The 24,085-nt window shown below is 50.4% G+C and carries 23 protein-coding genes and 1 tRNA gene; 9 read left to right on the forward strand and 15 right to left on the reverse strand.

Features of this window, described 5'->3' with window-relative positions:
• Window positions 1–44 precede the first annotated feature (44 nt).
• From tig to ACJJIT_RS12285, 6 genes are all read right to left on the reverse strand, one after another.
• The gene (gene tig / locus ACJJIT_RS12260; protein WP_444898565.1) at window positions 45–1,358 is read right to left on the reverse strand and encodes a trigger factor; all 1,314 of its coding nucleotides are present in this window, start codon (window positions 1,356–1,358) and stop codon (window positions 45–47) included.
• 183 nt (window positions 1,359–1,541) lie between these two features.
• Window positions 1,542–1,626, reverse strand: a tRNA-Leu gene (locus ACJJIT_RS12265).
• A 168-nt stretch (window positions 1,627–1,794) separates the two neighbouring features.
• Window positions 1,795–2,970, reverse strand: coding sequence for an acetyl-CoA C-acyltransferase FadA (gene fadA / locus ACJJIT_RS12270; RefSeq protein WP_444890727.1), 1,176 nt, complete (start codon window positions 2,968–2,970; stop codon window positions 1,795–1,797).
• Between the two features lie 11 nt (window positions 2,971–2,981).
• Window positions 2,982–5,138: a fatty acid oxidation complex subunit alpha FadB gene (gene fadB / locus ACJJIT_RS12275; RefSeq protein WP_444898566.1), complete on the reverse strand. Its 2,157-nt coding sequence runs from the start codon at window positions 5,136–5,138 to the stop codon at window positions 2,982–2,984.
• Window positions 5,139–5,417: 279 nt separating this feature from the next.
• Window positions 5,418–6,047, reverse strand: a complete 630-nt coding sequence (locus ACJJIT_RS12280) for a helix-turn-helix domain-containing protein (protein ID WP_444898567.1) — start codon at window positions 6,045–6,047, stop codon at window positions 5,418–5,420.
• 93 nt (window positions 6,048–6,140) lie between these two features.
• The gene (locus ACJJIT_RS12285) at window positions 6,141–7,997 is read right to left on the reverse strand and encodes a beta-ketoacyl synthase (RefSeq protein ID WP_444898568.1); all 1,857 of its coding nucleotides are present in this window, start codon (window positions 7,995–7,997) and stop codon (window positions 6,141–6,143) included.
• Between the two features lie 137 nt (window positions 7,998–8,134).
• Here ACJJIT_RS12285 and ACJJIT_RS12290 point away from each other — a divergent pair, with 137 nt between their 5' ends.
• Window positions 8,135–9,121 (forward strand): GlxA family transcriptional regulator, encoded by a 987-nt coding sequence (locus tag ACJJIT_RS12290; RefSeq protein ID WP_444885423.1) that lies wholly within the window; start codon window positions 8,135–8,137, stop codon window positions 9,119–9,121.
• Here the strand turns inward: ACJJIT_RS12290 and ACJJIT_RS12295 are convergent.
• Together ACJJIT_RS12295 and ACJJIT_RS12300 are read right to left on the reverse strand one after the other, a co-directional pair.
• Window positions 9,101–9,754 (reverse strand): class I SAM-dependent methyltransferase, encoded by a 654-nt coding sequence (locus ACJJIT_RS12295; protein WP_444898569.1) that lies wholly within the window; start codon window positions 9,752–9,754, stop codon window positions 9,101–9,103. The genes ACJJIT_RS12290 and ACJJIT_RS12295 overlap by 21 nt on opposite strands.
• A gap of 1 nt (window position 9,755) precedes the next feature.
• Complete coding sequence (locus ACJJIT_RS12300) at window positions 9,756–10,247, reverse strand: Hsp20 family protein (RefSeq protein WP_444885425.1); 492 nt, start codon at window positions 10,245–10,247, stop codon at window positions 9,756–9,758.
• A 147-nt stretch (window positions 10,248–10,394) separates the two neighbouring features.
• Between ACJJIT_RS12300 and thpR the strand changes: the two genes are divergently transcribed.
• Entirely contained in the window at window positions 10,395–10,985 is a 591-nt protein-coding gene (gene thpR, locus ACJJIT_RS12305; RefSeq protein WP_444898570.1) for an RNA 2',3'-cyclic phosphodiesterase, read from the forward strand.
• 65 nt (window positions 10,986–11,050) lie between these two features.
• Here thpR and ACJJIT_RS12310 read toward each other — a convergent pair whose 3' ends face one another.
• Window positions 11,051–12,049, reverse strand: a complete 999-nt coding sequence (locus ACJJIT_RS12310; protein WP_444898571.1) for a hypothetical protein — start codon at window positions 12,047–12,049, stop codon at window positions 11,051–11,053.
• Between the two features lie 484 nt (window positions 12,050–12,533).
• Between ACJJIT_RS12310 and ACJJIT_RS12315 the strand changes: the two genes are divergently transcribed.
• Complete coding sequence (locus ACJJIT_RS12315) at window positions 12,534–12,887, forward strand: HPF/RaiA family ribosome-associated protein (RefSeq protein ID WP_252085368.1); 354 nt, start codon at window positions 12,534–12,536, stop codon at window positions 12,885–12,887.
• A gap of 166 nt (window positions 12,888–13,053) precedes the next feature.
• Here ACJJIT_RS12315 and gorA read toward each other — a convergent pair whose 3' ends face one another.
• Window positions 13,054–14,409, reverse strand: a complete 1,356-nt coding sequence (gene gorA, locus ACJJIT_RS12320; protein ID WP_252085367.1) for a glutathione-disulfide reductase — start codon at window positions 14,407–14,409, stop codon at window positions 13,054–13,056.
• A 229-nt stretch (window positions 14,410–14,638) separates the two neighbouring features.
• Between gorA and ACJJIT_RS12325 the strand changes: the two genes are divergently transcribed.
• Window positions 14,639–15,151, forward strand: a complete 513-nt coding sequence (locus ACJJIT_RS12325; protein WP_252085366.1) for a hypothetical protein — start codon at window positions 14,639–14,641, stop codon at window positions 15,149–15,151.
• 66 nt (window positions 15,152–15,217) lie between these two features.
• Here the strand turns inward: ACJJIT_RS12325 and ACJJIT_RS12330 are convergent, their stop codons facing one another.
• The 4 genes from ACJJIT_RS12330 to ACJJIT_RS12345 form a co-directional block, all read right to left on the reverse strand.
• A complete protein-coding gene (locus ACJJIT_RS12330) occupies window positions 15,218–16,354 on the reverse strand; it encodes a TIGR01620 family protein (protein WP_252085365.1) in 1,137 nt (378 codons plus the stop codon).
• Window positions 16,354–17,823, reverse strand: coding sequence for a YcjX family protein (locus tag ACJJIT_RS12335; protein ID WP_444898572.1), 1,470 nt, complete (start codon window positions 17,821–17,823; stop codon window positions 16,354–16,356). Before ACJJIT_RS12335 ends, ACJJIT_RS12330 begins: the two co-directional genes overlap by 1 nt.
• 104 nt (window positions 17,824–17,927) lie before the next feature.
• Window positions 17,928–18,737, reverse strand: coding sequence for a GIN domain-containing protein (locus tag ACJJIT_RS12340; RefSeq protein WP_252085363.1), 810 nt, complete (start codon window positions 18,735–18,737; stop codon window positions 17,928–17,930).
• A gap of 133 nt (window positions 18,738–18,870) precedes the next feature.
• Window positions 18,871–19,299, reverse strand: a complete 429-nt coding sequence (locus tag ACJJIT_RS12345) for an HIT family protein (RefSeq protein WP_252085362.1) — start codon at window positions 19,297–19,299, stop codon at window positions 18,871–18,873.
• 334 nt (window positions 19,300–19,633) lie between these two features.
• Between ACJJIT_RS12345 and ACJJIT_RS12350 the strand changes: the two genes are divergently transcribed.
• The 4 genes from ACJJIT_RS12350 (at window position 19,634) to tcdA (ending at window position 21,874) form a co-directional block, all read left to right on the forward strand.
• Window positions 19,634–19,993 carry a hypothetical protein gene (locus ACJJIT_RS12350; RefSeq protein WP_252085361.1) on the forward strand — a complete coding sequence of 120 codons (360 nt, stop codon included), beginning with the start codon at window positions 19,634–19,636 and terminating at the stop codon, window positions 19,991–19,993.
• A 132-nt stretch (window positions 19,994–20,125) separates the two neighbouring features.
• Window positions 20,126–20,590: an FKBP-type peptidyl-prolyl cis-trans isomerase gene (locus ACJJIT_RS12355; RefSeq protein WP_252085360.1), complete on the forward strand. Its 465-nt coding sequence runs from the start codon at window positions 20,126–20,128 to the stop codon at window positions 20,588–20,590.
• Window positions 20,591–20,625: 35 nt separating this feature from the next.
• Window positions 20,626–21,081: a thiol-disulfide oxidoreductase DCC family protein gene (locus ACJJIT_RS12360; protein ID WP_252085359.1), complete on the forward strand. Its 456-nt coding sequence runs from the start codon at window positions 20,626–20,628 to the stop codon at window positions 21,079–21,081.
• Window positions 21,068–21,874 (forward strand): tRNA cyclic N6-threonylcarbamoyladenosine(37) synthase TcdA, encoded by an 807-nt coding sequence (tcdA, locus tag ACJJIT_RS12365; protein WP_444898573.1) that lies wholly within the window; start codon window positions 21,068–21,070, stop codon window positions 21,872–21,874. The genes ACJJIT_RS12360 and tcdA overlap by 14 nt, the downstream gene beginning before the upstream one ends.
• On the opposite strand, the gene ACJJIT_RS12370 is transcribed toward tcdA, so the two are convergent.
• Window positions 21,871–22,722 carry a LytR/AlgR family response regulator transcription factor gene (locus ACJJIT_RS12370; RefSeq protein WP_444898574.1) on the reverse strand — a complete coding sequence of 284 codons (852 nt, stop codon included), beginning with the start codon at window positions 22,720–22,722 and terminating at the stop codon, window positions 21,871–21,873. The two genes, tcdA and ACJJIT_RS12370, sit on opposite strands and share 4 nt — an antisense overlap.
• Window positions 22,723–22,886: 164 nt before the next feature.
• Here ACJJIT_RS12370 and ACJJIT_RS12375 point away from each other — a divergent pair, with 164 nt between their 5' ends.
• Complete coding sequence (locus ACJJIT_RS12375) at window positions 22,887–24,083, forward strand: acyltransferase family protein (protein WP_444898575.1); 1,197 nt, start codon at window positions 22,887–22,889, stop codon at window positions 24,081–24,083.
• The last annotated feature ends 2 nt before the right edge of the window (window positions 24,084–24,085 follow it).

Raw genomic sequence — 24,085 nt, forward strand, 5'->3', positions numbered from 1 at the left:
CCCGACTGAAGCGGGCGCCAATGCATTCGGAGATAAAGGGATAATTAACCCTGCTTCTGCGGCTTGATCACGTCGTCATAAGTACTTTTAACTTCTTCGACTTTTGCAGACTTCAGTACAAAATCCACAACTTGATCTTCCAGAACTACCGATTCAACTCCAGAGAGCAGCTCGCGGTTGTTGTAGTAGTATTCAACCACTTCTTCCGGTTGCTGGTAGGTAGAAGCCAGCTCCTCAACCTTAGCTTTTACCAGGTCAGCATCTACAGACAGTTCGTTTTTCTTAACGATCTCACCAACAACAAGACCTAAAACTACACGACGCTTGGCCTGTTCTTCGAACATAGTGTCCGGCAACATACGCTCAGCATCTTCAGCTTTGATCTGGCCACCAAACTGCTGAACCATTTGTCCACGCAGAGTGCTAACCTCACCTGCGACCAAGGCAGAAGGCAATTCTACCGGGTGCTGTTCAAACAACTGGTCCATCACCTGGGTTTTAACCTTGTTCAGCGCTGCGTTTTTCAGCTCACGCTCCATGTTACCGCGAACTTCTTCGCGGAACTTCTCTTCTCCACCCTCCTGAACACCATATGCCGCGAAGAATTCTTCATTCAGCTCAGGCAGCTCAGGCTTTTCAGAAGAGGTAACTTTAATATTGAAGGTTACCGCAGCACCACGCAGCTCTTCAGCTTGGTAGTCTTCAGGGAAGGTCAGGTCCAGATCTTTCTCTTCACCGGGCTTCATGCCGAGGATACCTTCCTCAAAACCGGGGATCATCTGGCCGGAGCCCAGTACCAACTGGTGACCTTCGGCCTTACCACCTTCAAACTCTTCGCCATCTTTACGACCCAAGAAGTTGATCACAACACGATCACCTTTTTGTGCCTTGCGCTTGGTTTCCTTCCAGGAAGACTGCTGTTTGCGCAGCACATCAACCATATTGTTAACATCCGCATCAGTTACTTCTGCAACTGGACGCTCTACGCTAACCTCAGCCAGGTCGGCCAATTCTACTTCTGGATAAACTTCAAAAGTGGCAACGTATTCCAGATTCTCGCCAGCTGCAGTTTGCTTTGCCTCAATGCTTGGCTGACCGGCAGGCTTAACCTCTTCCTGCTGAACCGCATCGTAGAAAGAACGGCTCATAACCTCGCCGAGCACTTCCTGGCGAACGCCGGCACCAAAGCGCTGACGCACAACTTTCATCGGCACCTTGCCTTTGCGGAAACCGTTTATACGAACAGTCTTAGCCGCCTGCTGAAGGCGCTTGTCCACTTCTTTATCGACGACTTCCGCCGGCAAGTTGACCGTTAAGCGACGCTCCAGACCGGAAGTAGTTTCGATGGAAACCTGCATGTTTATCCTCGTGAGACTATCTCTTTAATCGCGCCGCAGCGCCAACGAATACCGGGTCACCGAGACTTAGTCAGCAACCTCATGGGGAAACATCAAAACAATATTTTGAGCTTCCGCCAAACACACAAGAAGCCCGCACCCACCCCTCCAGGGTAAGTCACACGGACTTCAAGGTTTTTGATTTGGTGGGGACGGGGAGACTCGAACTCCCACACCTTTCGGCACCAGAACCTAAATCTGGCGTGTCTACCAATTTCACCACGTCCCCGAAACTCTCTTACCGCTAACCCATTGATATATATAGGGTTTCGATCTTTTTTAAGACCTCATCGCGACAAGGGGTGCAGATTGTGCCACAGCATTTTAAAGGCATCAACACTTTACTGAAAAAAATAAAAAAGGCGCCAGAAAGGCGCCTTTTGTGGGGTGCGGGAGATTAAACTCGCTCAACAATCGTGGTGATTCCCTGCCCCAAGCCGATACACATGGTGGATACACCAAGGTTTCCACCCTCGTTTTGCATAACACTCAACAAGGTACCGGTAATGCGAACGCCTGAGCAACCGAAGGGGTGGCCAAGAGCGATAGCGCCACCGTACAGGTTGACCTTCTCATCCATCTGCTCGAGCAGATCCAGGTCCTTCAGCACCGGCAGCGCCTGCGCTGCAAATGCCTCATTCAGCTCAAACTTATCGATATCGCCGACAGTTAGACCCGCCCTCTTGAGCGCCTTCTTGGTGGAAGGCACCGGGCCATAACCCATAATGGACGGATCAACACCGGCCAGCGCCATTTCCTTCACGCGAGCAATAGGGGTCATACCCAAAGCCTGAGCACGCTCAGCGGACATTACCAGCATCACAGAAGCACCGTCGGTGATCTGAGAGGAAGTGCCAGCTGTTACCTGGCCGTGCTTCGGGTCGAATGCCGGCTTCAGTTGAGCCAGACCTTCCACGGTGGTGTCAGGACGGATGGTTTGGTCCGTCTCAACCAGGAAAGGTACGCCGTCATCGTCATGGCCTTCAATAGCGATAATTTCGCGATTGAATTTGCCAGCCTTGGTAGCCTCAGCGGCACGATGGTGAGAGCGTGCGCCGAACTCATCCATCTGCTGACGCTGGATACCGTGCATCATCGCCAGGTATTCAGCCGTCATACCCATGGAGCCGGCAGCTTTAGCCATATAGCGACCCAGCATTGGGTTGGGGCTAACATGCTCCATCATGTTCAGATGACCCATGTGCTCAACACCACCCACAACGTACACATCGCCAACGCCAGCCTGGATGTTGGCAGCTGCAGTATGCAGGGAGGACATAGAGGAGCCGCACAGGCGGTTGACGGTTTGCGCCGGGATAGTGTGTGGCAGACCTGCGCGCAGCAGGATAAAGCGAGCTACGTTAAAGCCCTGCTCATCGCGCTGCATAACACAGCCCCAGATCAGGTCATCGATCTCGGCAGGATCGAGCTTGTCATTGCGCTGCATGAACTTTTTCAGCAGTTCAGCGGACATATCATCGGCGCGAACATGGCGATATACACCATTCTTCGAGCGACCCATGGCCGTACGCGCGTAGTCGACGATTACGGCATCTCTAGGATTTAAACTCATCGCTATTCTCCTTACTTGTCGCCGTAGTAGGTTTTGCCACTTGCGGCCATTTCACGCATGCGATCGGTCGGCTTGTACAGCTCACCCAGATCGGCGTACTTATCGGCAATCTTCACGAACTCATCCAGACCAATACTGTCCAGCCACGCGAAGATTCCACCGCGGAATGGAGGGAAGCCAATGCCGTAGATCAGCGCCATATCGGCTTCAGCCGGGGAATCAACGATACCCTCTTCCAAGCAGCGAGCCAGCTCGGTGGCCATAGGCACCATCATGCGCTCGATAATTTCGTCTTTTTCAAACTCGCGACGCTCAGCCACGTGCGGCTTAAGCAGCGCGTAGGACTCTTCGGTAGCCACTTTCTTCGGGCGACCTTTTTTGTCTTGCTCGTAGTTGTAGAAGCCTTTGTTGTTCTTCTGGCCGTAACGACCCGCTTCATACATAACGTCGGAAGCAGCGGTAAAGGTTTTACCCATGCGATCGGGGAAGCCTTCAGCCATTACGCTTTCCGCGTGAACACCGGTATCGATTCCGACAACATCCATCAGGTAAGCGGGCCCCATCGGCCAACCCCAGCGCTCCATCACCTTGTCAACGGCCTGGAAGTCAGCGCCATCGCGCACCAGCATGGAGAAACCGGCAAAGTAAGGGAAGAGAACGCGGTTAACCAGGAATCCCGGACAGTCGCGTACAACAATAGCTTTCTTGCCCATCTTGTTTGCGTAGGCAACAACGCGAGCTACAGCTGTGTCGGAAGTTTTCTCTCCGCGAATCACCTCAACCAGCGGCATTTTGTGCACTGGGTTGAAAAAGTGCATGCCGAGGAAGTTTTCCGGGCGGGAGAGCGGCTCAGCCAGCTGGTTAATAGAAATAGTGGAGGTGTTAGAAGCGATTACAGTGTCTTCGCTTACTTTGGTTTCCACTTCTTTCAATACTGCGTGCTTCACCTTGGGATTTTCAACCACGGCTTCCACAACAACATCGATATCGTTGAAGCCGTCGTAGCTCAAGGTAGGCTCGATACGGTTGAGCACTTCACCCATTTTAACGGGGGTCAGGCGCTTGCGATCAACCAGCTTGGACAGCAGCTTGTTCGCCTCATTCAGACCAAGGTCGATACCCTTCTGGTCGATATCCTTCATCTTGATCGGAGTGCCCTTGTAGGCAGACTGGTAAGCGATACCGCCACCCATAATGCCAGCACCCAATACTGCCGCACGCTCAATCGGCTTATCGGCTTTCTTCTCCCAACCTTTGGCAACCTTGCTGATTGCCTGGTCAGCCAGGAACAGCCCTACCAAAGATTTCGCAGTGCCAGTCTGCGCGCAGAAAATAAACTTCTCTTGCTCGATTTTCAGCGCTTCATCGCGAGTCAGCTTGTAGCCCTGCTCGATTGACTCAACCGCAGCTACAGGAGAAGGGTAGTTTTTGCCCGCCTGCTGACCCACAAATGCCTTGGTGGTAAAGAAGGCCATCAGCGCTTCGGTGTCATTCAAGGGAATCGGAGATTTCTTGAGTTCGCGAATGGCTTTGTAGTCCAGCTCGCCATTGATAGCGCGCTCAAGCAGCTTGACCGCTGCATCTTTGAGTTTGTCAGTGGGGATCACCGCATCAACAGCGTGAGCCTCCAGAGCGGCAGTCGGCTTCTGTTCTTTACCTGCTGCAATCCACTCAGCAGCGACATCAACACCCACTACACGCGGCAGACGAACGGTGCCGCCCCAGCCCGGGATCAAGCCCAGTTTAACTTCCGGAAGGCCAACTTTGGCCTCTTCGCCCATCAGGCGGAAGTCACAGCCAAGACACACTTCAAAACCACCACCGAGCGCGTAGCCATTAATTGCCACCGCAGTCGGTACCGGCAGATCTTCCAGACGGTTGATATTTTCGTTGTTCTGATTCATCAGATCAGCAACGCCCTCTGCGCCTGCAGAAAAAGCACCGCCAAACTCAGTGATATCAGCACCGACAATAAAGACGCTCTTGCCACTGGTCAGCAGCACACCTTTGATGCCATCTGCTGCTTCAATTGCATCCAGAGCCTGAGAGAATTCGGAAACCGTTTGGCGGTTGAACTTGTTGACGGATTCGCCTTGCAGGTCGAATTTAAGCTCGGCGATGCCGTTATCCAGCATCTGAACCGTGAGCGCTTTGCCACTAAATAACATTGATTGACCTCTTTTATTCTGGGCCGCAATCCTGGACCCGGGGTCGGAATTTTTTTGCAACCAAGGGCCGCCCCGCAGGGTGCGGTGACACTTTGGCCCAATATGGTCAGCCGTAGTATAGCCAGATTCAAACGATTGTTTGAATACTATTTCTTACAAAAGAACTGGCACCAAGAGCGCCAAAGTACAGAAAACAACCAGCCATATCTCACAGGCTGGTTACACAGGCGGAGTCAGTCTATCGCGGATCAATCCACCTTTTCAGCACGGTGGCGTAAATCACCCTTTATAGAAAGGCTCGTTTGGACAGGAAGCGCAGGGAATATTCGATGAGGAAGTGGCAGCCACGGCACTGAAAACCACACAGTCAATACTTCCGGGGTTGCGGAAGCGATGTGGGCGCCGTGCATTTAAGTAATAACCATCCCCCTCCTCTAGCAGGGCAAACTCTGATCCTGCTGTAACCTCCAGCTCTCCGGCAATAACAATCCCCCCCACCTCCCCAGTGAGTAGCAATTGGTCTGAACCGGTATCCTGCCCAGCGGGAAACACTTTACGGAGGATTGTCATGGCGCGACCCTGGCGGGAGCCGCCGAGCAAATGACAGAAAACCCGACCATTACCAATATCGGGCATTTCATTGGCTCGAAAAAAAATTTGTTCTGGCTCGGCAAGTTCCAGGGAGAAAAACTCAGCCAGAGACATGGGCACACTATTCAATATCTTCTCAAGCGATCCCACAGATGGGCTGACCCGACCCTGCTCAATAAAAGACACAGTGGCATTGGTAACGCCCGCTTGCCGCGCAAGTTGTCGCTGGGAAATCCCATAAATTTTTCGCACCAGCTTCAGCCGGGCACCAAGATCCCCGGCATCACTAACTTCACTACAAACATCCATGTCTGACATTGAATCTCTCACTCCGCCAACTGCCAAAGGAGGTTTCCCCCTTAATTGGCAGGAAAAATTTTAAGCATCATACATTACCGATGCACGGGCCTTCTAAACCATATCGGTAAAGGGGTTATCAACATCGAGCTCTACAGGAGGAAACCCTGGAAATGAGACCTTATCGACAGAAAGACCTATTTGAGCATCATCTACCAGTCCCTCTCCAAAACGGTAGATAGTTTGTAAATCTCCTCTGCTGGCTTTCTCATCGTACGCTACAGCATGCTCCACGACAGACTCATTTTTTCTATGATGAGTAAGCATCTTTTTTGACCCGTAGCGTTTTTCCAGCATTGAGCGGGTCAAGTGAGGAGAGAGTACAGCCGCAGTCGCATTATTCCCCCCAAAACCTTTAGAATTCAGGAAAGCGAGATCCAGTGAAGCGGGATCCCTCTCCACATGCTCACAAGAGATCTGCAGGTTATTCTGGTGAACATCATCTGCCACTCTGTCAATCGTGACGATACCCGGTAAAATTCCCCTATCAAAAACTCCCAGGGTCGAAATTAACTGGTCACCACTCGCCACCGCTATCGTGTGCCCAAGATAAGCTTTAACAGCACAAACCGGCCATTCCTGCACACCAAAAACGGAAGCCAAACGATCGAGAATCGCAGACTCTGTTACGCGATTTTGCGGTGTGCTAGATCCATGGGCCTGAACAAAACTGCGCTTCTTCAGACTTTCATCCCCGACAATAGCTTTCGACTCCGCCATCGCCCTGGCCATCGTTAGATAATTACCTGGCCCCGGTGCGGAAATCGACTTTTTGAAGCCATCAGCATTGATATACACCCCTGTAACCGCACCGTGGACACTCGCCCCAAGTTCAACAGCCAAAGCGTCATCCATTAAGATGGCCCACTGGGTACCCTCCCCCAAAGTAAAACCGCAATTCTCCCCAAACGGGCGACTAGTGCGGCGGAAGTCCACTTCGCCCGAAGAAATCTTTCGCAGATTTTCAGTGGTAGCAAGCGCGCCCATGGTTGAGTAACCATCAACAATCTCGGGAACTAATGGCGCTTCAGTAGCACCAACAACGGCCACCCTGGCCCGACCACTGCGAATATCCTCTACCCCTGCGCGCAAATTGTATAAATAGCTCGCACAAGCTCCGGTAACCGCACCAGTAGATCCAACATTACCCAGCACATAGGCGTTCACAAAGTCTGCCGGCATACTATTCAGCCCAAGCGCCAACTGCTTGGAGCTAACCCTGGAACCGCGCAAGCGGGACTGCATCAAGCCTCCGTTTCCATAGGGGTCGAGTTGACTCATGGCTGAGGAGGCGTAAACAGAAATATTACCGGGACCAGCTGCAGCAACAACATCCTGCCAATCCACCCCCATAGAGAGAACAGCATCAGATGCACCCAACACTGCCAACTGCAATCCCCTCGGGTGGAATCGGGAATTGTAAAGCTCACCAGGCTCAAAGCCTGTGGGCAGCTGTCCTGCCGCCCCCACTGGGATCTCGCGAAAGCTATCCAGCATGACTGACAAACTTGATGTAGCCACACGAACCCTACCACTACCAATAGTCTCCACTTGCCATCCTTCTGGCAGTGGATGGGGCAATTGGCGCGTAGAAATCTCAAAAGAAATACCAGCGGGATTTGAAAGATTCGCCGCCTGGTGAAAATGACACCTGTGATAATCGTAGATTCGCGCTTCCAATTCTCGCACCAAGGTGCCCTTGAGAACCTTTTCCTCCAGCGCTGACTCGAGGGGGCCTTTGGCCTCGACGCCTGTACGCAACCCCATCAATGCGGCGAGATCAGAAAGCGTATCAGTCCGCTCCCTCTGTCCGAGTTTGTCGAGCACCATGCGGGCATAGCCCCGGTGAAAGGAGCTGCGTCCTGCAGGGTTAAAACCACCGAACGCGGTAATTACGGGAAGGCGCTGCATCCTGACCTCCAGCCAAGCTAAACACTACAAATTTGATATTTGGGAGTGTAGGGGCTGGCGATTCCGTCCAGTTATGGGCATACTGGCCAGCAAAATTGAGTGTTTTGGCCAATGGCGCAACCCCGCCTGAGTATGTAATGCGAACGGTTACCTTTCTTCTGATTGATCAAATGCTGGCCACCGGCACAGTTCTGCCCTTAGAAATGCTGCGCGGTGCCGAAAGCCGCGCCCGAGTGGAAAGGCTGGCAGAGCCCTTGCGCCTAGTAACAGCCAGCATAGATGGACAAGCGGTAAAAACCCGCTGCGGCTTTACCTTTCAACCTGACGTGTCTTTGGAAGAGGCACCAGACAGCGACTTGATCTACATTCCTGCGCTTTGGCGCAATCCCCGCCCAGCCCTGAAGCGCAGTGGAAAGCTTTTAAGATGGCTAAGGAGCCAGGCCGAAGGTGGGGCTGCGATCAACGCCGTGGGTACTGGAGTTTGCTTTCTAGCCGAGGCAGGCCTCCTTGATGGCAAACCCGCCACTACACACTGGCACTATTTCGACCAGTTCAGCGCGGACTACCCAAAAGTTAAATTGAAGCGCCAGTATTTTATCACTCAGGCTGACAAACTTTTTTGTGCCGCCAGCGTAAATGCCTTGGCAGATGTCACGGTTCATATGATTCGCCAGCTCTATGGAGCCGCTGTAGCCAGTCATGTGGAGCGTAACTTCTCCCATGAAATTCGCCGACCATTTGAGGAAATTGCTTACTCAGAAGGTTCGGTGCATCTACATCCAGACGAGGATATTGTACAGGCGCAGGCATGGCTAAAAGAGCACTGTAATACCGAGGTGCGCCTCAGTGAGGTGGCACAAATGTTCGACATGAGTGTGCGCTCCTTCAACCGCCGCTTTAAATTAGCTACAGGACAGACACCGCTGCAATATTTGCAAAATGTTCGCGTAGATATGGCTCGGGAACTGCTGCAATCCAGTAATCTATCCGTGAATGAAATTGCCGAAAAAGTTGGCTACCAGGATATGGGGCACTTCACTGCACTGTTCAAAAAATTCCTTGCTACTACACCAAGCGAATATCGGGCCACCGTCAGAGCCAAGCTATTCCGGGTCAATACCTGATTTCTTCAGGAAGATAACATCACTATCTGCAAAGTGTAGTTCCGCGCCTAATTTTCGCGACAGCCATTGAAAGGCTTCAACACAAAAGAAGGAAATATGTGTTGGGTCGCGAATATAATGCCAGCTGGCAAAGCGCTCTCGAGAAATAACCAGTTTGGTCATCAGTGCCAGCACACCGCCAACTCGTAATCGTTTCCACAAAGCCGACAACTCATCGCCAGGCGCGCTCAAGTGCTCCACCACTTCTGTCGCCACTATGAAGTCGTAGCTTTTTTCCTGCACCCGACGCTCAGGGAAGTAATAACGGTCGTACAACTCAACTTTATGGCCCTGCTCCTCTAAAATTCGCGCCAATAATGGCGCTGGTCCACAGCCAAAATCCAGCCCCACACTAGTAACAGAAAGCTCTTTCAATAAGGGCTTGGCACAACGGCTTAGGAAACGGCGATACCCTTCATCCTCCATAGAATTTTCATGCAGATTGTAATAGACATGCTCTTCAACTGGAGTCAAATGATATTCTGCGGGCACAAATACCAATTCGCAGTTATTACATTGGTAATAACTGCGAAATTTATCTCGATAATAGAGTTGTGCCGCGCGATGGCGGCACAGGGGGCAAGAAAGTGTCAACTTATGCAGCTACCGTGTCAGGCTTTTTTTTCGCCGTGACGTTTTCAGCCTGCTCATGATTCAGTAAAGCGCCTTCACTGATCTGGATTTTTCGAGGCTTCATCGCTTCAGGTATTTCTCTAACCAGCTCTATATGAAGCAGGCCGTTGGCGAGCTTCGCATCAGTCACTTTGACGTGATCTGCTAGCTGGAAGCGTCGCTCAAAATTTCTCGCAGCAATTCCTCGATGGAGAAAGTTTCTTTGCGCAATATCTTCTGGTTTTTTGCCGCTCACACTTAAGCGATTTTGCTCAACCTGAATATCGAGTTCAGATTGCTCAAACCCAGCCACAGCCATAGTAATTCTATAGCTATCTTCACCAGTAAGTTCTATATCATAGGGAGGGTATGAGGGTTGTTTTTGCTCACTGGAGCTCATTGCATCCAGCAGGCTGGCCATACGATCAAAACCAATTGCAGATCGATACAGAGGGGAAAAATCAAAATTACGCATAGTTATATCCTCAATTCAGAGCAATATCCAATTTTGCTCGCCAATAAGCACGAGCATTGCTAACGGGGCACTTTCACACTCAAAGCTACCAGCCGTACTCAATAGGTATGGGCCACAAGTTTTATTTCAAGGCCCCAAAGGGAAAAAATGCAAAGAGAAGAAAATTTGTCAGATCAATCCACTAGCAGATTATTTATTGGCATTAAACCTGATGTGGCATCACAAGCGTTCCTAGACGAGATAACCACTCAGTGCCAAAAGCAGCTAAAAGGCACATCTACTAGCCATATACGCTGGACAACCCCCAATAACTGGCACCTGACCTTAGCTTTTCTTGGAAGCACTCCGAAAGAAAAAATCCCCCAGCTTAAGCAGGGGCTTATTGAGCTTGCACACTGCAAAAGAAGTTTTCAAAGTAGGATTTGTTCTTTAACTCCTTTCCCAAAACAGCACTCCAAAATTCTTGCTGTAGAATTAGCCCTAAATCCTAATTTAACTGAACTCCATGAGGAGTGCCGGCAATTTATTGGCGAGCTTGGAATGGAACCAGAAACCCAGGAATATCGACCCCATATCACCTTAGCGCGCAGTCGCAATAAAGAGGGTTTTCGGCACATTGCACCGCGCTACCTAAACTCATCCGTATTAGTCGAAAATGTCATTCTTTATGAGAGCGTTCCCCAGGCAGGGAAAAGTCACTACCACTCCTTACTCAAAGCTCCCTTACTAAATGACTAAAGCACAGAATAAAAAAAGCCCGCACTGAGCGGGCTTTTTGCATCCTCCTGAGAGGCTGGAGCTTCCTATTTGAGAGCGTCTAAGGCATATTCTGGATACATCACCAAACGGGGACGTGAAAGGCGCCGAGCATCAAAAATAAAAACATAGCGTTCGCCATCATCTTCTGCGGGTATAGTGCGACGGAACTTCCAAGTATTGATTTTGTACGTCTGCCTACCCGCCTCAACTGTTGCCACCAAACGATATTGGTTTTTCCCCAGGAACTCAAAAGGTTGGCGATCCCCACTTGACGGCTTCAGAAGCAAACTGCGGAAAGTCTGTTTGTTTTCCCCATCTTTGTCGGATAGTAATTCACTCAGACGCTTCTGTTCCCGCTCGACATAGGCAAGCAACTCGGGATCAATATCTCTCTTAACAGTCGGAACCGGCTCAGGTTGCACCTGTCGTTTCTGGGGTTTCTCAATTGCCGCTGTCTTCAGCTTAGGAGGCTTTTGCTTTGCTGCTTCAGCTTTAGCACTTCTTGCCAAAGCGGCACGCCTCTCAGAAGCCTCTGCCTTGGCCAGCATAGAATCCACCACCTGGCTAATCTTATCCTGCTGGGCAGAAACCTTGGCCTTGGTCTCGGCAATGCCTTTTTTCTCTTCGTCGAGCCTAGCCAAAAGCTCTTGGTGGTTCACCTTGATAAACTCTAAGCGTCGGCTGCGGCTATCCACCCCTCGCTCGGCCATTGCAAAGCCGTGCTTGGCTTTGGTCAGGCGACGCTCAGAATCTGAGGTGCCATTGGATTCATGGAGCCTACGCGCCTCCTCGAGCTCGACACGGCTCGCCTCATACTCTTTGCGAAGCTCGTTGAGAGATTCCTGCGCACGCTCGAGCTTATACTCATAAGAGAGCAGTTCATTCTCAATATCTTCCAGCTCAACCTGCCTGTTTTCCAGGGACTGCTCCAGGCGCGCCAGTCGGTTTTTTTCCACAGTGAGGTTTGACTGCGCCTGCGCTGTCATTCCGCTAAAAACTACTAAGCCCGCCAAGAAGAGCGAGCAATACCGCTTTACCGCCATTGTCCAGAACCTGTTTCTCGATTTTTCGACACTCGTAAGATAAAAGCGCAGAGGTTAAATTTTGTTCAAAACTTCATCTACTCTGTCGCAGCATTGTCAATTTTACGCAGGCCTGAGCTCGCGAGCAATGACCTCTCGTCCACCCTTTGCCCCCATTTGATAAATAATCCCCTTAAACCTAAGTGCTAAAGTCGTCTTAATGACGCTTCGCCGAATTTTATGTGACATTTTCAAGCGATAGCGCTTGATTTTTTTTTTAGCGGAAGCATTATGGGTAACAGGGAGATGATCGCTGAACACAGCGGAAACCCGACCCGGACGTAAAACACCCAGAGCTGTTCAGACAGCAATTATTCGTTGCGCTACCGGCGACTCGGCGATTCAACTGCGGACTCGACCCCTCCCATTAGGGCGCCCTACCTTCTTTGAATAGCAAACCGCACAAGCGGCCTGCATGGTTTCCTATAACCGGAGGTATTTATCCATGAAATCAGCGCCTAACGATAACATTGTGTTCCGCGATATCGACAAATCTGCTGCCCTGTCAAATACGGTATCTAAAAAGTTACACAAACTGGAACGTTATTGTGGCGACATCATACATAGTCGTGTAGTTCTGGAAGCTCCCCACCAACACAAAAGCAAAGGCAAGCAATACAAAGCCTCCCTTGAACTTGCCATTAGTGGCAATCCCGTAACCATCAGTAATGAAAATGAGTCTATCCACCGAGCGGTGAATGACACATTTGCCTCCGCAGAACGCTGCCTAAAAGAGCGTAGCGAGCGCAAAAAAGCGCAGCGTCATCAGGCGCTTTATGAAGTCGAAGAAGAATCCTAGAAGAGAGCAAAAACGGCGCACCAGCGCCGTTTTTGCATTAAACCCCGCTTTAAAAGCGGGGGGATTTTAAGATTTTTCTTTAGCAGCCCTCAATTTTAGAGCTAAATACTCAAGAGGCGCCTCGAGCATAGTCACCACAAATTATATCCACTACCAGATAAACACCTTACTGCACTGGTGTACGCATAGTGACGAACTCTTCTGCTGCCGTTGGGTGAATTCCGATGGTTTCATCAAAAACTTTTTTGGTCGCCCCCGCTTTCAAAGCAACAGCCAAGCCCTGGATAATCTCACCAGCATCATCACCAACCATATGAACACCAATCACCTTATCAGTATCGGCATCGACCACTAACTTCATAAGGGTGCGCTCGGTATTCCCACTTACTGTATGACGCATTGGTCTGAATTCTGACTTGTAAATGGTAACTCTAACTCCGGAGTCCCTGGCCTCTTCTTCTGACAACCCTACAGTTCCAATATTGGGCTGACAAAATACTGCGGTGGGAATGTTGTTATAATCAATCTCCGCAGTTGTTCCAGTGCGCCAGTGCTTTACTAGAGCCATCGCCTCCGCAAGGGCCACAGGCGTCAACTGTGGCTCACCGGTAACATCCCCAAGGGCATAGATAGAATGGACATTCGTGCGGAAATTGTCATCCACTGAGATTGTGCCATCGCGATGCAACACGACCCCTTGCTCCTGCAAACCGAGTCCTTCAGTATTGGCAACTCTGCCTGTTGCATAGAGGACCATGTCCACATTTAAACTGGAGCCGTCCTCGACATGTACTAAAAAACTACCATCTTGCAACTTTTCAATGGCACTCACTTGATGGTTAAACTTCAAATCAATATTCTTTTTTACCATCTCATCACGGACAAAATGGCGAATATCGCGATCAAAGCCACGTAGGAATAAATCACGCCGGTAAGAGAGGTGTGTCTCAGCACCTAAACCAGCAAATATCCCAGCAAACTCAACGGCAATATACCCCCCACCAACAACCAGTACTCTATTGGGGAAGGCTTCCATGGAAAACACCTCGTTGGAGGTCAGGATGAATTCTTTCCCAGGAATATCTGGGACAAAAGGCCAACCTCCTGTTGCTACCAGAATTCTCTGTGCCGTGTATTCGCGACCATTCACCATCACCTTATTGGCGCCAGTAACTTTGGCACGGCCGTCAATGACCGTCACATCTGAGTTTGCTAATAGGTTTCGATAAATATCGTTGAGGCGGGACACTTCACGTGCATTATTTTCACGCAATGTTGGCCAGTGAAATTCAGCCGGCAAACTGTTCCAACCATAGGCTCTAGCATCGGTGAAGTCCTCTTTAAATCCACTGGCATAGACGAATAATTTTTTGGGAACGCACCCGACGTTTACGCAGGTCCCCCCCATGTAGCGATCTTCAGCCACTGCCACCTTCATTCCCTGGGCGGCAGCCATACGCGAAGCTCGTACACCACCAGAGCCCGCCCCAATCACAAATAGATCAAATTCATATTCAGCCAAAGCAAACCTCTGTCTTTAATTTATTACCTAACTTACAACGCAGGAGATACTTCCCCACAACACACCTTTCGCGCCAGAGCTGTCACTCCGCACTTAATAACCGTTGACACCTATTTGTCGCTTCTATATTCATGTGACAACTATCACAAAAAATACTTCGCTAAACAAAGTGTTAGAACAACTGAGCAGGTTTGGCGGATAGAATAACAGTCACTAGAAAGAGTAACCCATGGGCAAGACAATGAACTCTCCTTCTTTAGCCATCCTTCGAACCTTGGGGCTTTTGTCTTTGCTGATTTCAAGCTCCCTTAGCAATGCCAATACCCATCCTAGTTATCTCACAAAAGAATACTGCAGCAGTGTGGTAGAGCAGTTTGTCGGGGCAGGCATGCGCAGCCTAGACAAATATGTAAACGAGCACTTCAACCCAGAATATAAAGGCGGTATCCGCAATACAATTCGATTTCTAGAGCAGCGGCTTGAGTGGCTAAATGAATGTAACGCCTACTTGGTGGATACCAATAACGCTTACGTTTTCCATAGCCAGGACGATACTCAAAATATTTTTTCGGCGATAAACGAGTTAACTCGAGAACTGCAACATGTCCGCTCAGGCGTTGAATATCGGGACGATGCTGGAAATAACAACCCCGCCCCCTTTATCAAACGACGCTTTGCCACCCTGGCAGAATTGGTGGATCGCCACCACACACGCCTGCTGATGAAAAAGCAGTTCCAGTAGGGCCGTCACTACATCCTGAAAACATTCGGCCCGCAGTATCTTGCGGGCCTTGTCGCAGCGACGAAATCAGCTTTTTCTGGTGAACTTCGTCGCGGGCTTAGCGGGGGAGCTGCCAGCCCGACTGCCAAGCCCGACCATAGAAAAAACATCCGGCATCCGCTCTTTCAACCCGATTCCAATGCGTTTAACCAATGCGCCCAGGCGCGGGCGCTGTTTTTCAGTAAAAGGGATGGGTCTGCAGCTCTGCATCGCAGAAAGTCCAATACGCGCCACAAAAAAACTTGCGCCCACACCTTGCCCCAAACGAGTAGAAACTGTACTAACAACACTGTCGCCGACCAAATCTGGCCATATCTCGCTGATCGCATATTCACTGGCACCGCTATAAGCCACCAGCGCAAGTACTTTCTTGAAAAGGCGCCAACGCACTACAAGCGAAGGTTGAATGCCATAAATTTGTGCAACATCATCAATCATTCGTAACGATTGGCGCAGGGCAACAAGGATGTCAATACTGGCAAAAGGACTGAGACCTACCAATGCCCCAGTTGCTGTCGCGTGACGAACTACGCGGCGTTGTGCCTCCTGGTCGAGTGCATCGAGAAAAGTCACTTCCAAGTGCTGCAGTAACTCACTACTGTCATAATAATCCGGCGCCTCATCCAGTACCCGGTTGAGCAGTACACCCTGAGGTTTTCCTGAAAAATGCAGCTGCAACTGTCGACGGAGAGATTCCGCTTCTTCATGGCTGCGACACTCTCGCATGTCGGCCGCCATTGCCTGTGTTTTTTGCAGCTTGCGCAGTGGCCGACCAGCACGGAAAAATTCCCACAGGGAACTGACTATTGCCGCTGCAAGGCTCGCTATCACCACTCCTGCGAGAATACCAAGGCTCCAGTGCTTATCTGCCGCCCAGGTATACATCTGGCGTAATTCCCAAGCGAGTACAGCCACTATTAATGCTACGCTTGAAAGCAGTGCCGGCTTTAACCATTTCAGGCGAAAAACAGGCAGGCGCAACTCAGAAAAGGCAATCCTATCGGGTAGTGATTCTCCCGTGGTAATAGATCTCGGAATGTCTTCCCCTTCCTCTTGCAGGGTTTCTACACGCGTAGTATCCCGGTGAGGGGCTTCACTTTCTGGTTCCTGCAGGGACTCTATCCGCGTTACCCGGCGAGGAGCCTGTTTATTCTCATCACCCATCAAACTTTATCTCCAAGCAACAAATTCAAAAGCGCATCGACGCGGATATGAGGAATGGAACCTGAGTCCATACCTTGCGGGGGGCGCAACTGGGGTGGAGCAGCCCCGGTATAATGACCCCAGCCACTCTTTTCACTGGGCAGGCGCGAGAATATCTCGGCATTCTCAAAACCCAGATAGCGACCATCCAGGTCATATCCAACCAGCATACGCCGCCCATTACGCTGATCCTCGTGGGAACAACGCACAGCAGCGATGGCTTCACTAAAGATCGGCAAGCCACGGTGGCGCGCTCCGGTAAAAGTTTGCTGCAGTTGCTGGCCCAGCAGCTGACGCAAGGCATCGTGATCAGCCGCAAGCACCTGATCAACCTTAGTCGCGGCAAAGAGCAAGCGATTCACCTTAGGGCGCCATAACTTACTCAAGAACCCAGACTCTCCATAGCGGAAAGTATCGGCAATATGGGTAAAAGCCAGGCGCATATCCTCCAAGGCCTGCTCACCCGCAAACAAGGTGCCGATCATATCCACCAGAACCAGCTGCCGATCGAGGTGTTTAAAATGGCTCTCGAGAAAAGGGGCCACCTTCCCCTCCACATAAGCCTCATAAAGGCGACGCAGAACCTGATAATTACTAGCATCAGGCAACTGTTTCAATTGATCGGCACTAAAGCCTCTGAGATCCAGCAGAGGTAATAGCTGATAATCCTCGTCATCCAACAATGCTCGTCCCGGCTGCAGATAGCTGAGTTTTCGCTTTTCGCGGCAGTCCAATAGAAATTGACGATATTCCCGCCACAATGCCTGCAGCTCTGACTCCTTTGCCTCAGCCTCGGGGGAGAGCGCAGCCAAGCGTGTCAGCAGCCCCGGGGCCAACCCCGCGCGCGTATCGCTCGCAATAATATGGGCTTGATGGCGACACCAGTCGCGAAAATCCATTCTCAGCATCGGCAAGTCCATCAACCATTCACCTGGGTAGTCCCGCAGCTCCAGGATCAAGGTTTTATGATCGCCCCCCCCAAAACGACGATGCCGTCGCAAGTGAATGTGCAATTCCATTGCCGATACATCTCGGGTACTTTGTGGCCATCTCGGTGGATGCGACATCAAAGCACTCAAGCAGCCTTCATAGTCAAAGACTGGCAGGCCAGAATCGAGAGCGGGCTTTAACTCCGCCCCCAAAAGGTCTCCATTTAACGCTGGGGCAAAGCCTGGTAGTTGTGCTTTCTGGGGGTGACTCAACTGGTAGATAAGGCTGGTAAGCAGAGTCGATTTACCAGCCCCACTCAAACCTGTCACTCCAACACAGACACGGCGGTCCATGAGGCGCTCTGCCAACCAATGAGATTTTTCCTGCGCACCCCGTCCCCAGTGATGCAACTTTTCCTTGAGACGCTTACTGCGTTTGTCTACTTGATCTGAAGGGTACTCCAGGCTCACTTTCCCGGACCCTGTCGCCTGCGATTCCATGGGGAGTTCACTTCCAAAATTGAAAACTGGGCCGAAGAAGGTTTGGCCCTAATGAGGAGGGCACTGCGCTGTGGCAGTGCCTACTATGCAGATCAATAGAGCAGTTAGTCTACCAGTGCAACATCACCAGACCCCATAACGGAAAAAGAATCACTTTGCGGGCGTTTTAGAACGATATCCCCTGATCCCATGACCGCGCCACTGGCATTATCTGCGCGCAGGCTGCGGCCGACAAAGTCACCAGACCCCATGATACGAATATTGACATCTGCTACACGGCCACCAACTCGCATATCACCGGAGCCCCTGATTTCCGCTGAGAGCTTCTCTCCTGTGATGCCTCCGAGGAAAATATCGCCGGAACCGCTGATCGCAATCTCGCTGTTGACCGATAGTGCCTTATCGAGAATCAGGTCCCCTGAGCCTGTCACGTAAGCACTGAGATTTTCTGCCGCAGCCTTGGCAACACGCACAGTACCAGAACCCGTGACTCCGAGGTCAATGGTTTCACTTTCTAAGGTTTCTGCCACGGCCTGCCCGGAACCAGCTACCTCTAATGCCTCAACCTTTGGCATGGTGACCGTGAAGTGCACCTTCTGGTCCCTATCACGGGTAATGGTAATCACACCAAACCAGTGTTGAGTGTTGTCATCCACATACAGCTCCAGAGTGTTGCCCTTCACCTCCGCTTTGACATGGGGCATAACTTCAGCCGGACCACTGGCATTCACGGCAAAATGATCCCCCTGAATCACTTCAACGTGAGAACTGCCTCGTAGAGATACCCGGGTAAAGCCATTGACATCGAAGCTTTTAGTTTCTTTTTTATCTCCCTCAGCCTGGGCGCTGCTGAGGACAAAAAAGGCCAAAAGAGCAAACAGCGGGGCTAAAAAAGCTTTTTTCATGGTTGCCATTGCAAAATTCTCGTAATTATCACTGTTACGTATTACTTGACTACCCGAGTATACGAATTGGATGCAGTGCCTCCAGAAAATTTATGAAGGCACAAAGTGGGTGACCAAATAGTCTATAAATTGCGTTCAGAAATTAACCTCTGACACACTCTGCCTCCGAACAGCCCTGCTGAACGAGTGCGCTACGAATTTTCTCAGCCTCAATAGCCAACTGCTCAGATGTTGCACTCTTTTGCAGGGAAAAATCAAAATCTGTCAATTCATCGACAGGAATCAGGTGTATATGGGTGTGCGGTACCTCCAGCCCTGCAATCATCACACCTACACGCTTGGGTGAATACACTGCCTTTAGTCCCTTGGCGACTTTTTGTGCAACCAACATTAAGTGTGCCGCAAGCTCGGCTGGAACATCATCCCAGTGGTTAATTTCTTCAACCGGGATTACCAGGCAATGCCCCGGCTTAATGGGGGAAATGGTCATGATTGCAATCGCTTTTTCATCCCTCCAGATAAAGTGGCCCGGTAAGTCCCCATTCAAAATTTGAGTAAAAATGCTTGCCATAATTTAATCCAATCAGTTGCAAATTTTTTATTTAGTTCAAGCGTGCAGTCTAACATCTACGCTAAAAAACTCAGAATAAAGGGATAAAAAACACTATCTTAAAAGCAATTTTTTATTTGGCGTAGATAAAGGCAAACTGGACTACTACCTGTCGAACAAAATGACAATTTTCTTAAAGCACGTTGGCAGTCCGAGAGAATATGACTTACGCTGCTGAGCAATTAATGTTGTACCGTTAATGAGCCAGTGCATCCTGTGCATTTTTTCTATCACAATATTTTGGGCTCTGCGGAATTTTATATTTCAGTACCAACTGCTCACCGGGGGGAGAGATATGAACAGCCTGTTAGAACAGGTCGGTGGTGCTAAATTTGTCTGTCATACAGTCAATGAATTTTACGAAACCATAGGCCGCCACCTTTCCAGTTACGAAACCTGTGATCATCGCAAACAACAAAGCCGCCAAGCACAATTCCTAAACCACGCCTTTTCTGAACAGCCCGAGCCTGATCGCAGTAGTCGCGCCAGTTTCCTGGCTCGCGGCCTGAATCCAGCTCTGTTTGACGCCCTGCTCGAATATCTGGAAGCGCGCTTGGAAGAGCTGGGGTTTCCATGGCAGCTTAGTACAAGTCTTATACAAACAGCGAGTAGTCTTTACGGTGGCTGCGAGCAAGACCTTTCCATCGCTTGTTAATCCCCCACTTGCGCCGCACAAGTTGCGGCGTATGTAACCTCTCAATACAATTGCATCCTCACAGCCTTTACCTCCCGTTTTCCAGCGCAGCGGTAAGCGCTAATTCACTCACTCTTCAATAAGAGACTATCCATGAAGATTGCCAACCACACAGTTGTGGAAATCAACTACACCCTGAAAGATGCTGACGGAACGGTCATCGACTCCTCCGCAAATGGGGAGCCGCTTAAGTACTTACAGGGCGTGGGCAATATTATTCCTGGCCTTGAGCGGGAAATGCTGGAAAAAGCACCAGGGGACAAGTTCACTGCGGTGATCTCTCCTGAGGAAGGTTACGGCGTGCAAAACCCAGAGCTGATCCAAACTATGCCCCGCAGCGCCTTTTCCGGTGTAGAAGAGCTCGAAGTTGGCATGGCTTTCCACGCCCAGAGCACCGATGGCCACCCCATTGAAGTCGAAATTATCGATATTGATGGCGATGAAGTTACTATTAACGGCAACCACCCTCTGGCCGGAGTGGAGCTGCACTTTGAGATCGAAGTTATCTCAGTGCGCGACGCAACCGCGGAAGAAATCGATCACGGTCACGTTCACTAAAGATATTGGCGGCCTCCGGGCCGCTATTTTCCCCCATGCCCCCCTCTCTTCCTGAAAAAATCGTCCTCTTCGACAGCCAGTGTAACCTTTGTAACGGCTGGAGCCATCTGCTCATAAAGTACGACCCTCATTGTCGCTTCACGCTCTGCCGAGTACAGTCCCAGGCTGGCCAGCACTACTTGAGGAAGCTTGGGCTACCCCTGAAAACCTATGAGAGCGTGATTCTATTAGAGCGACAGGGAGATTGCTTCCAGCAATACCATAAGAGTGAGGCGGCCCTTCGTATCTCAGCCAACCTTGATGGCTACTGGCGTTATCTTGTGGTTTTGCGCTACATTCCGCGCTCAGTGCGGGATTGGCTCTACGATTTGGTAGCGCGCAATCGCTACCGCTGGTTTGGCCGGCGCAGTAGTTGTTTACTGCCCTCTGCGGTAGACAAGCACCGCTTTCTGGAAGAAGTATCGGAAAAGAGCCCCAATGAGTCTGTCTGAACAATACCTACAACGCTTTGGCGGTATCGGCCGCCTGTATGGTAACCATGCCCTGGAGATATTGAATCGGGCCCATATATTAGTTATCGGCATCGGCGGTGTGGGTACCTGGATCGCTGAGGCACTTGCCCGAAGTGGTGTAGGCGCCCTGACACTAATTGATCTCGACGATATATGTATCACCAACACCAATCGCCAGTGCCACGCCCTCTCCTCAACGGTTGGACACATGAAGATCGAGGTCATGGCCGACCGACTCAGGCAGATCAACCCGGAGATTCAGGTCACCGCTATCGATGACTTTATCGCCACAGACAATCTGGCCGAGCTGATCAACCCCGATAGAGATTGTCTGGATATTGTTATTGACGCCATCGATAATGCGCGAGTTAAAGCTTCGCTGGTTGCCTACTGCAAAGCGCGAAAATTGCGTCTGATCACCGTTGGCTCCGCCGGTGGTAAGCGCTCCCCACAGGCCATTGAGTGTGCGGATCTCGGTCGCACCATCAACGACCCTATGCTGGCCAAGGTGCGTCAGCATCTCTATCGTTTTCACAATTTCCAAAAGAGCAGCAAACGGCAGTTCGGTGTGGACGCCATTTTCTCCCGCGAGTCGATGGTTTACCCAAAACCCGATGGTGACGTTTGCCAGCAGAAAAGCGCCATGCAGAATGGGGTTAAATTAGATTGCAGTGGTGGCTTTGGTGCAGCCACCATGGTTACCGGCACTTTTGGCTTTGTGGCAGCTTCCCGAGCTATAGAAAGGCTTCTACAGGCAAAAAGCACAAGCTAAGCCGACCTCAACTGAGTCCTGAGCAGATCCCTGTAGCGACGACTTACAGGGATTTGTTGGCCACCTTGTAAGCAAATACGCGCATCCCCACTTTCAAGGGGAACTATCTCGGCAATGGAATCCAAACGCACAATATAAGAGCGATGCACTCGCACAAAGTCATCTGGGTCTAAACGTTCCAGTAACTTTGCCATGGTATCGCGAAGGGGATAAATTCTGTCTCCCAAGTGTAAGTTTACATAATTCCCTGCGGCTTCCACCCACTCGATATCTCTTACATTCACCAGAAATTCTTTACCCAGCTTCTTTATTAAAAGGCGCTCCGGGCGCTCAATAGAGTCTTTAGGTCGCCCTTCATCCGGGGGTTCTAGTGACTCACCTTGCATGCGGCGTAGGAGAAAACGATATAAATAAACAGCCCCCAGTAGAAAGCCATAAGTACGAAAATCTTTCAGGTACTCATAGAAAAATTCAATTCCCCAGTGTCCAAAATTGTAGGAGCCACCTTCGAGGTAGTAGATCGCCGTACGCAGTGCCACCATAGCAACAACATGTAAAAGCGACCAAGGCAGGGTCAGCAGTAGATGTATAAATAAATGTCGAGCAAGTGTTTCCTTACTTAGGGGAAAGCGACGATCCCAGATCAGAATCAATGGGAACAACAGCCCCACAACCAGAATACTGGTGCCCTCCCAAACCAAAAACTCCCAAGGCTTAAATCTGGACTCCGCTCCGAGATGCTCCAGGTACACTACTGTAAATTGCACCAGCCATAGTACGAATAAGAACAGAATGCAGAGCCCTATTTCAAATTGCCGCCTGCGCGCCAGGTACATTTGTACCGTCATTTATTCCAATCCCCATGCATTTTTGCCGGTAGCATAGCCACAATTCATCCCTGAAAACCACCACTCACACCTGTAACGGTGCATCTCACGTCCTTTGCATGGCAGACAGGGCTTTTTCCCAAGGAACATAGCGAAACTCGTTTCCAATCCAAATGAAGGACGCCATGCAAAAAAACATTCATCGCCGCCATGACATTGATGCCCTGCGCGTGCTCGCTTTTGCCCTACTCATTCTGTATCACCTGGGGATGGCCTATGTGGCCGAATGGGGCTGGCATGTAAAGAGCACTTACCAGAGTGAACCTTTGCAGATCCTGATGCTGGCAGTTAACCAGTGGCGAATGCCATTGCTGTTCCTGATCTCTGGGGCCGCAACATACTTTCTGCTGGCTAAGCTTGGGAGCGCTCGGTTTCTGCTGAGGCGATTGCGACAGCTACTTATCCCACTTCTCTTCGGCATACTGGTTATAGTGCCACCACAAGCTTACTATGAGGCGCTCTCCAACGGCGTCATAGAGCCAGGTTACCTAAGCTTCCTCTGGCAATACTTTACGTTTCAACCCTGGCCGGCCGAGAGCTTTGCAGGAAGCCATGTTGGCTTCACCTGGAATCACCTCTGGTATTTACCCTACCTGCTCTGCTACACGCTAGCCATTATTCCAGTATCTTATTTTCTGTATACCTACAGGCCAGGGCTAGGAAACTGGCTATCTCGCTTTAGAGCCTGGCAGCTTCTATTCATGCCGCTGCTACCCCTCACTTTATACGGCCTCTATCTCTTCCCGCTTTTTGGTGGAATTAACTACGCCGTTGTTGGTGATTGGTATACCCATGCACAATTTTTCACTTTCTTTCTATTCGGCTACCTGCTTGTCAGCAATGAGGCTCCATGGAAACTGCTAGTGCGCCTGCGCTTCTTCCTGCTGATTGCGGCTCCGCTTTGTTTTTGCCTATTCCTGCTGTTCGATCGGGTATTGGAAGAGGATATAATTCCTGGGCAGTCTTTAATTCAACTGATAGTGATTTATGCCAATCGTTGGTTCTGGCTACTTACAGTATTAGCTTGGGGACACTACTGCCTCAACCGACCGTTTACATGGTTGCCCTATGCCACAGAGGCAGTTTACCCTTGGTACATACTGCACCAGACAATTACCGTTGCGGCGCTCTTTAAGTTGAAAGAGTTTTCCATGGGGCCGGTTATCGAGCCCCTACTGGTCTTTTTAATAACGGTGATAGGGTGTCTCGCTATTCATGAATTTATCATTCGGCGGGTGTCCTTGCTGCGATTACTGTTCGGCCTGAAAGCTAAAACGCCCGGTAGAGTCCCAAGCCTCAGCCCTGCCAACCAAGGTGTATAACC

This window comes from Microbulbifer mixtoriginis (SeqCode), from assembly GCF_052467515.1.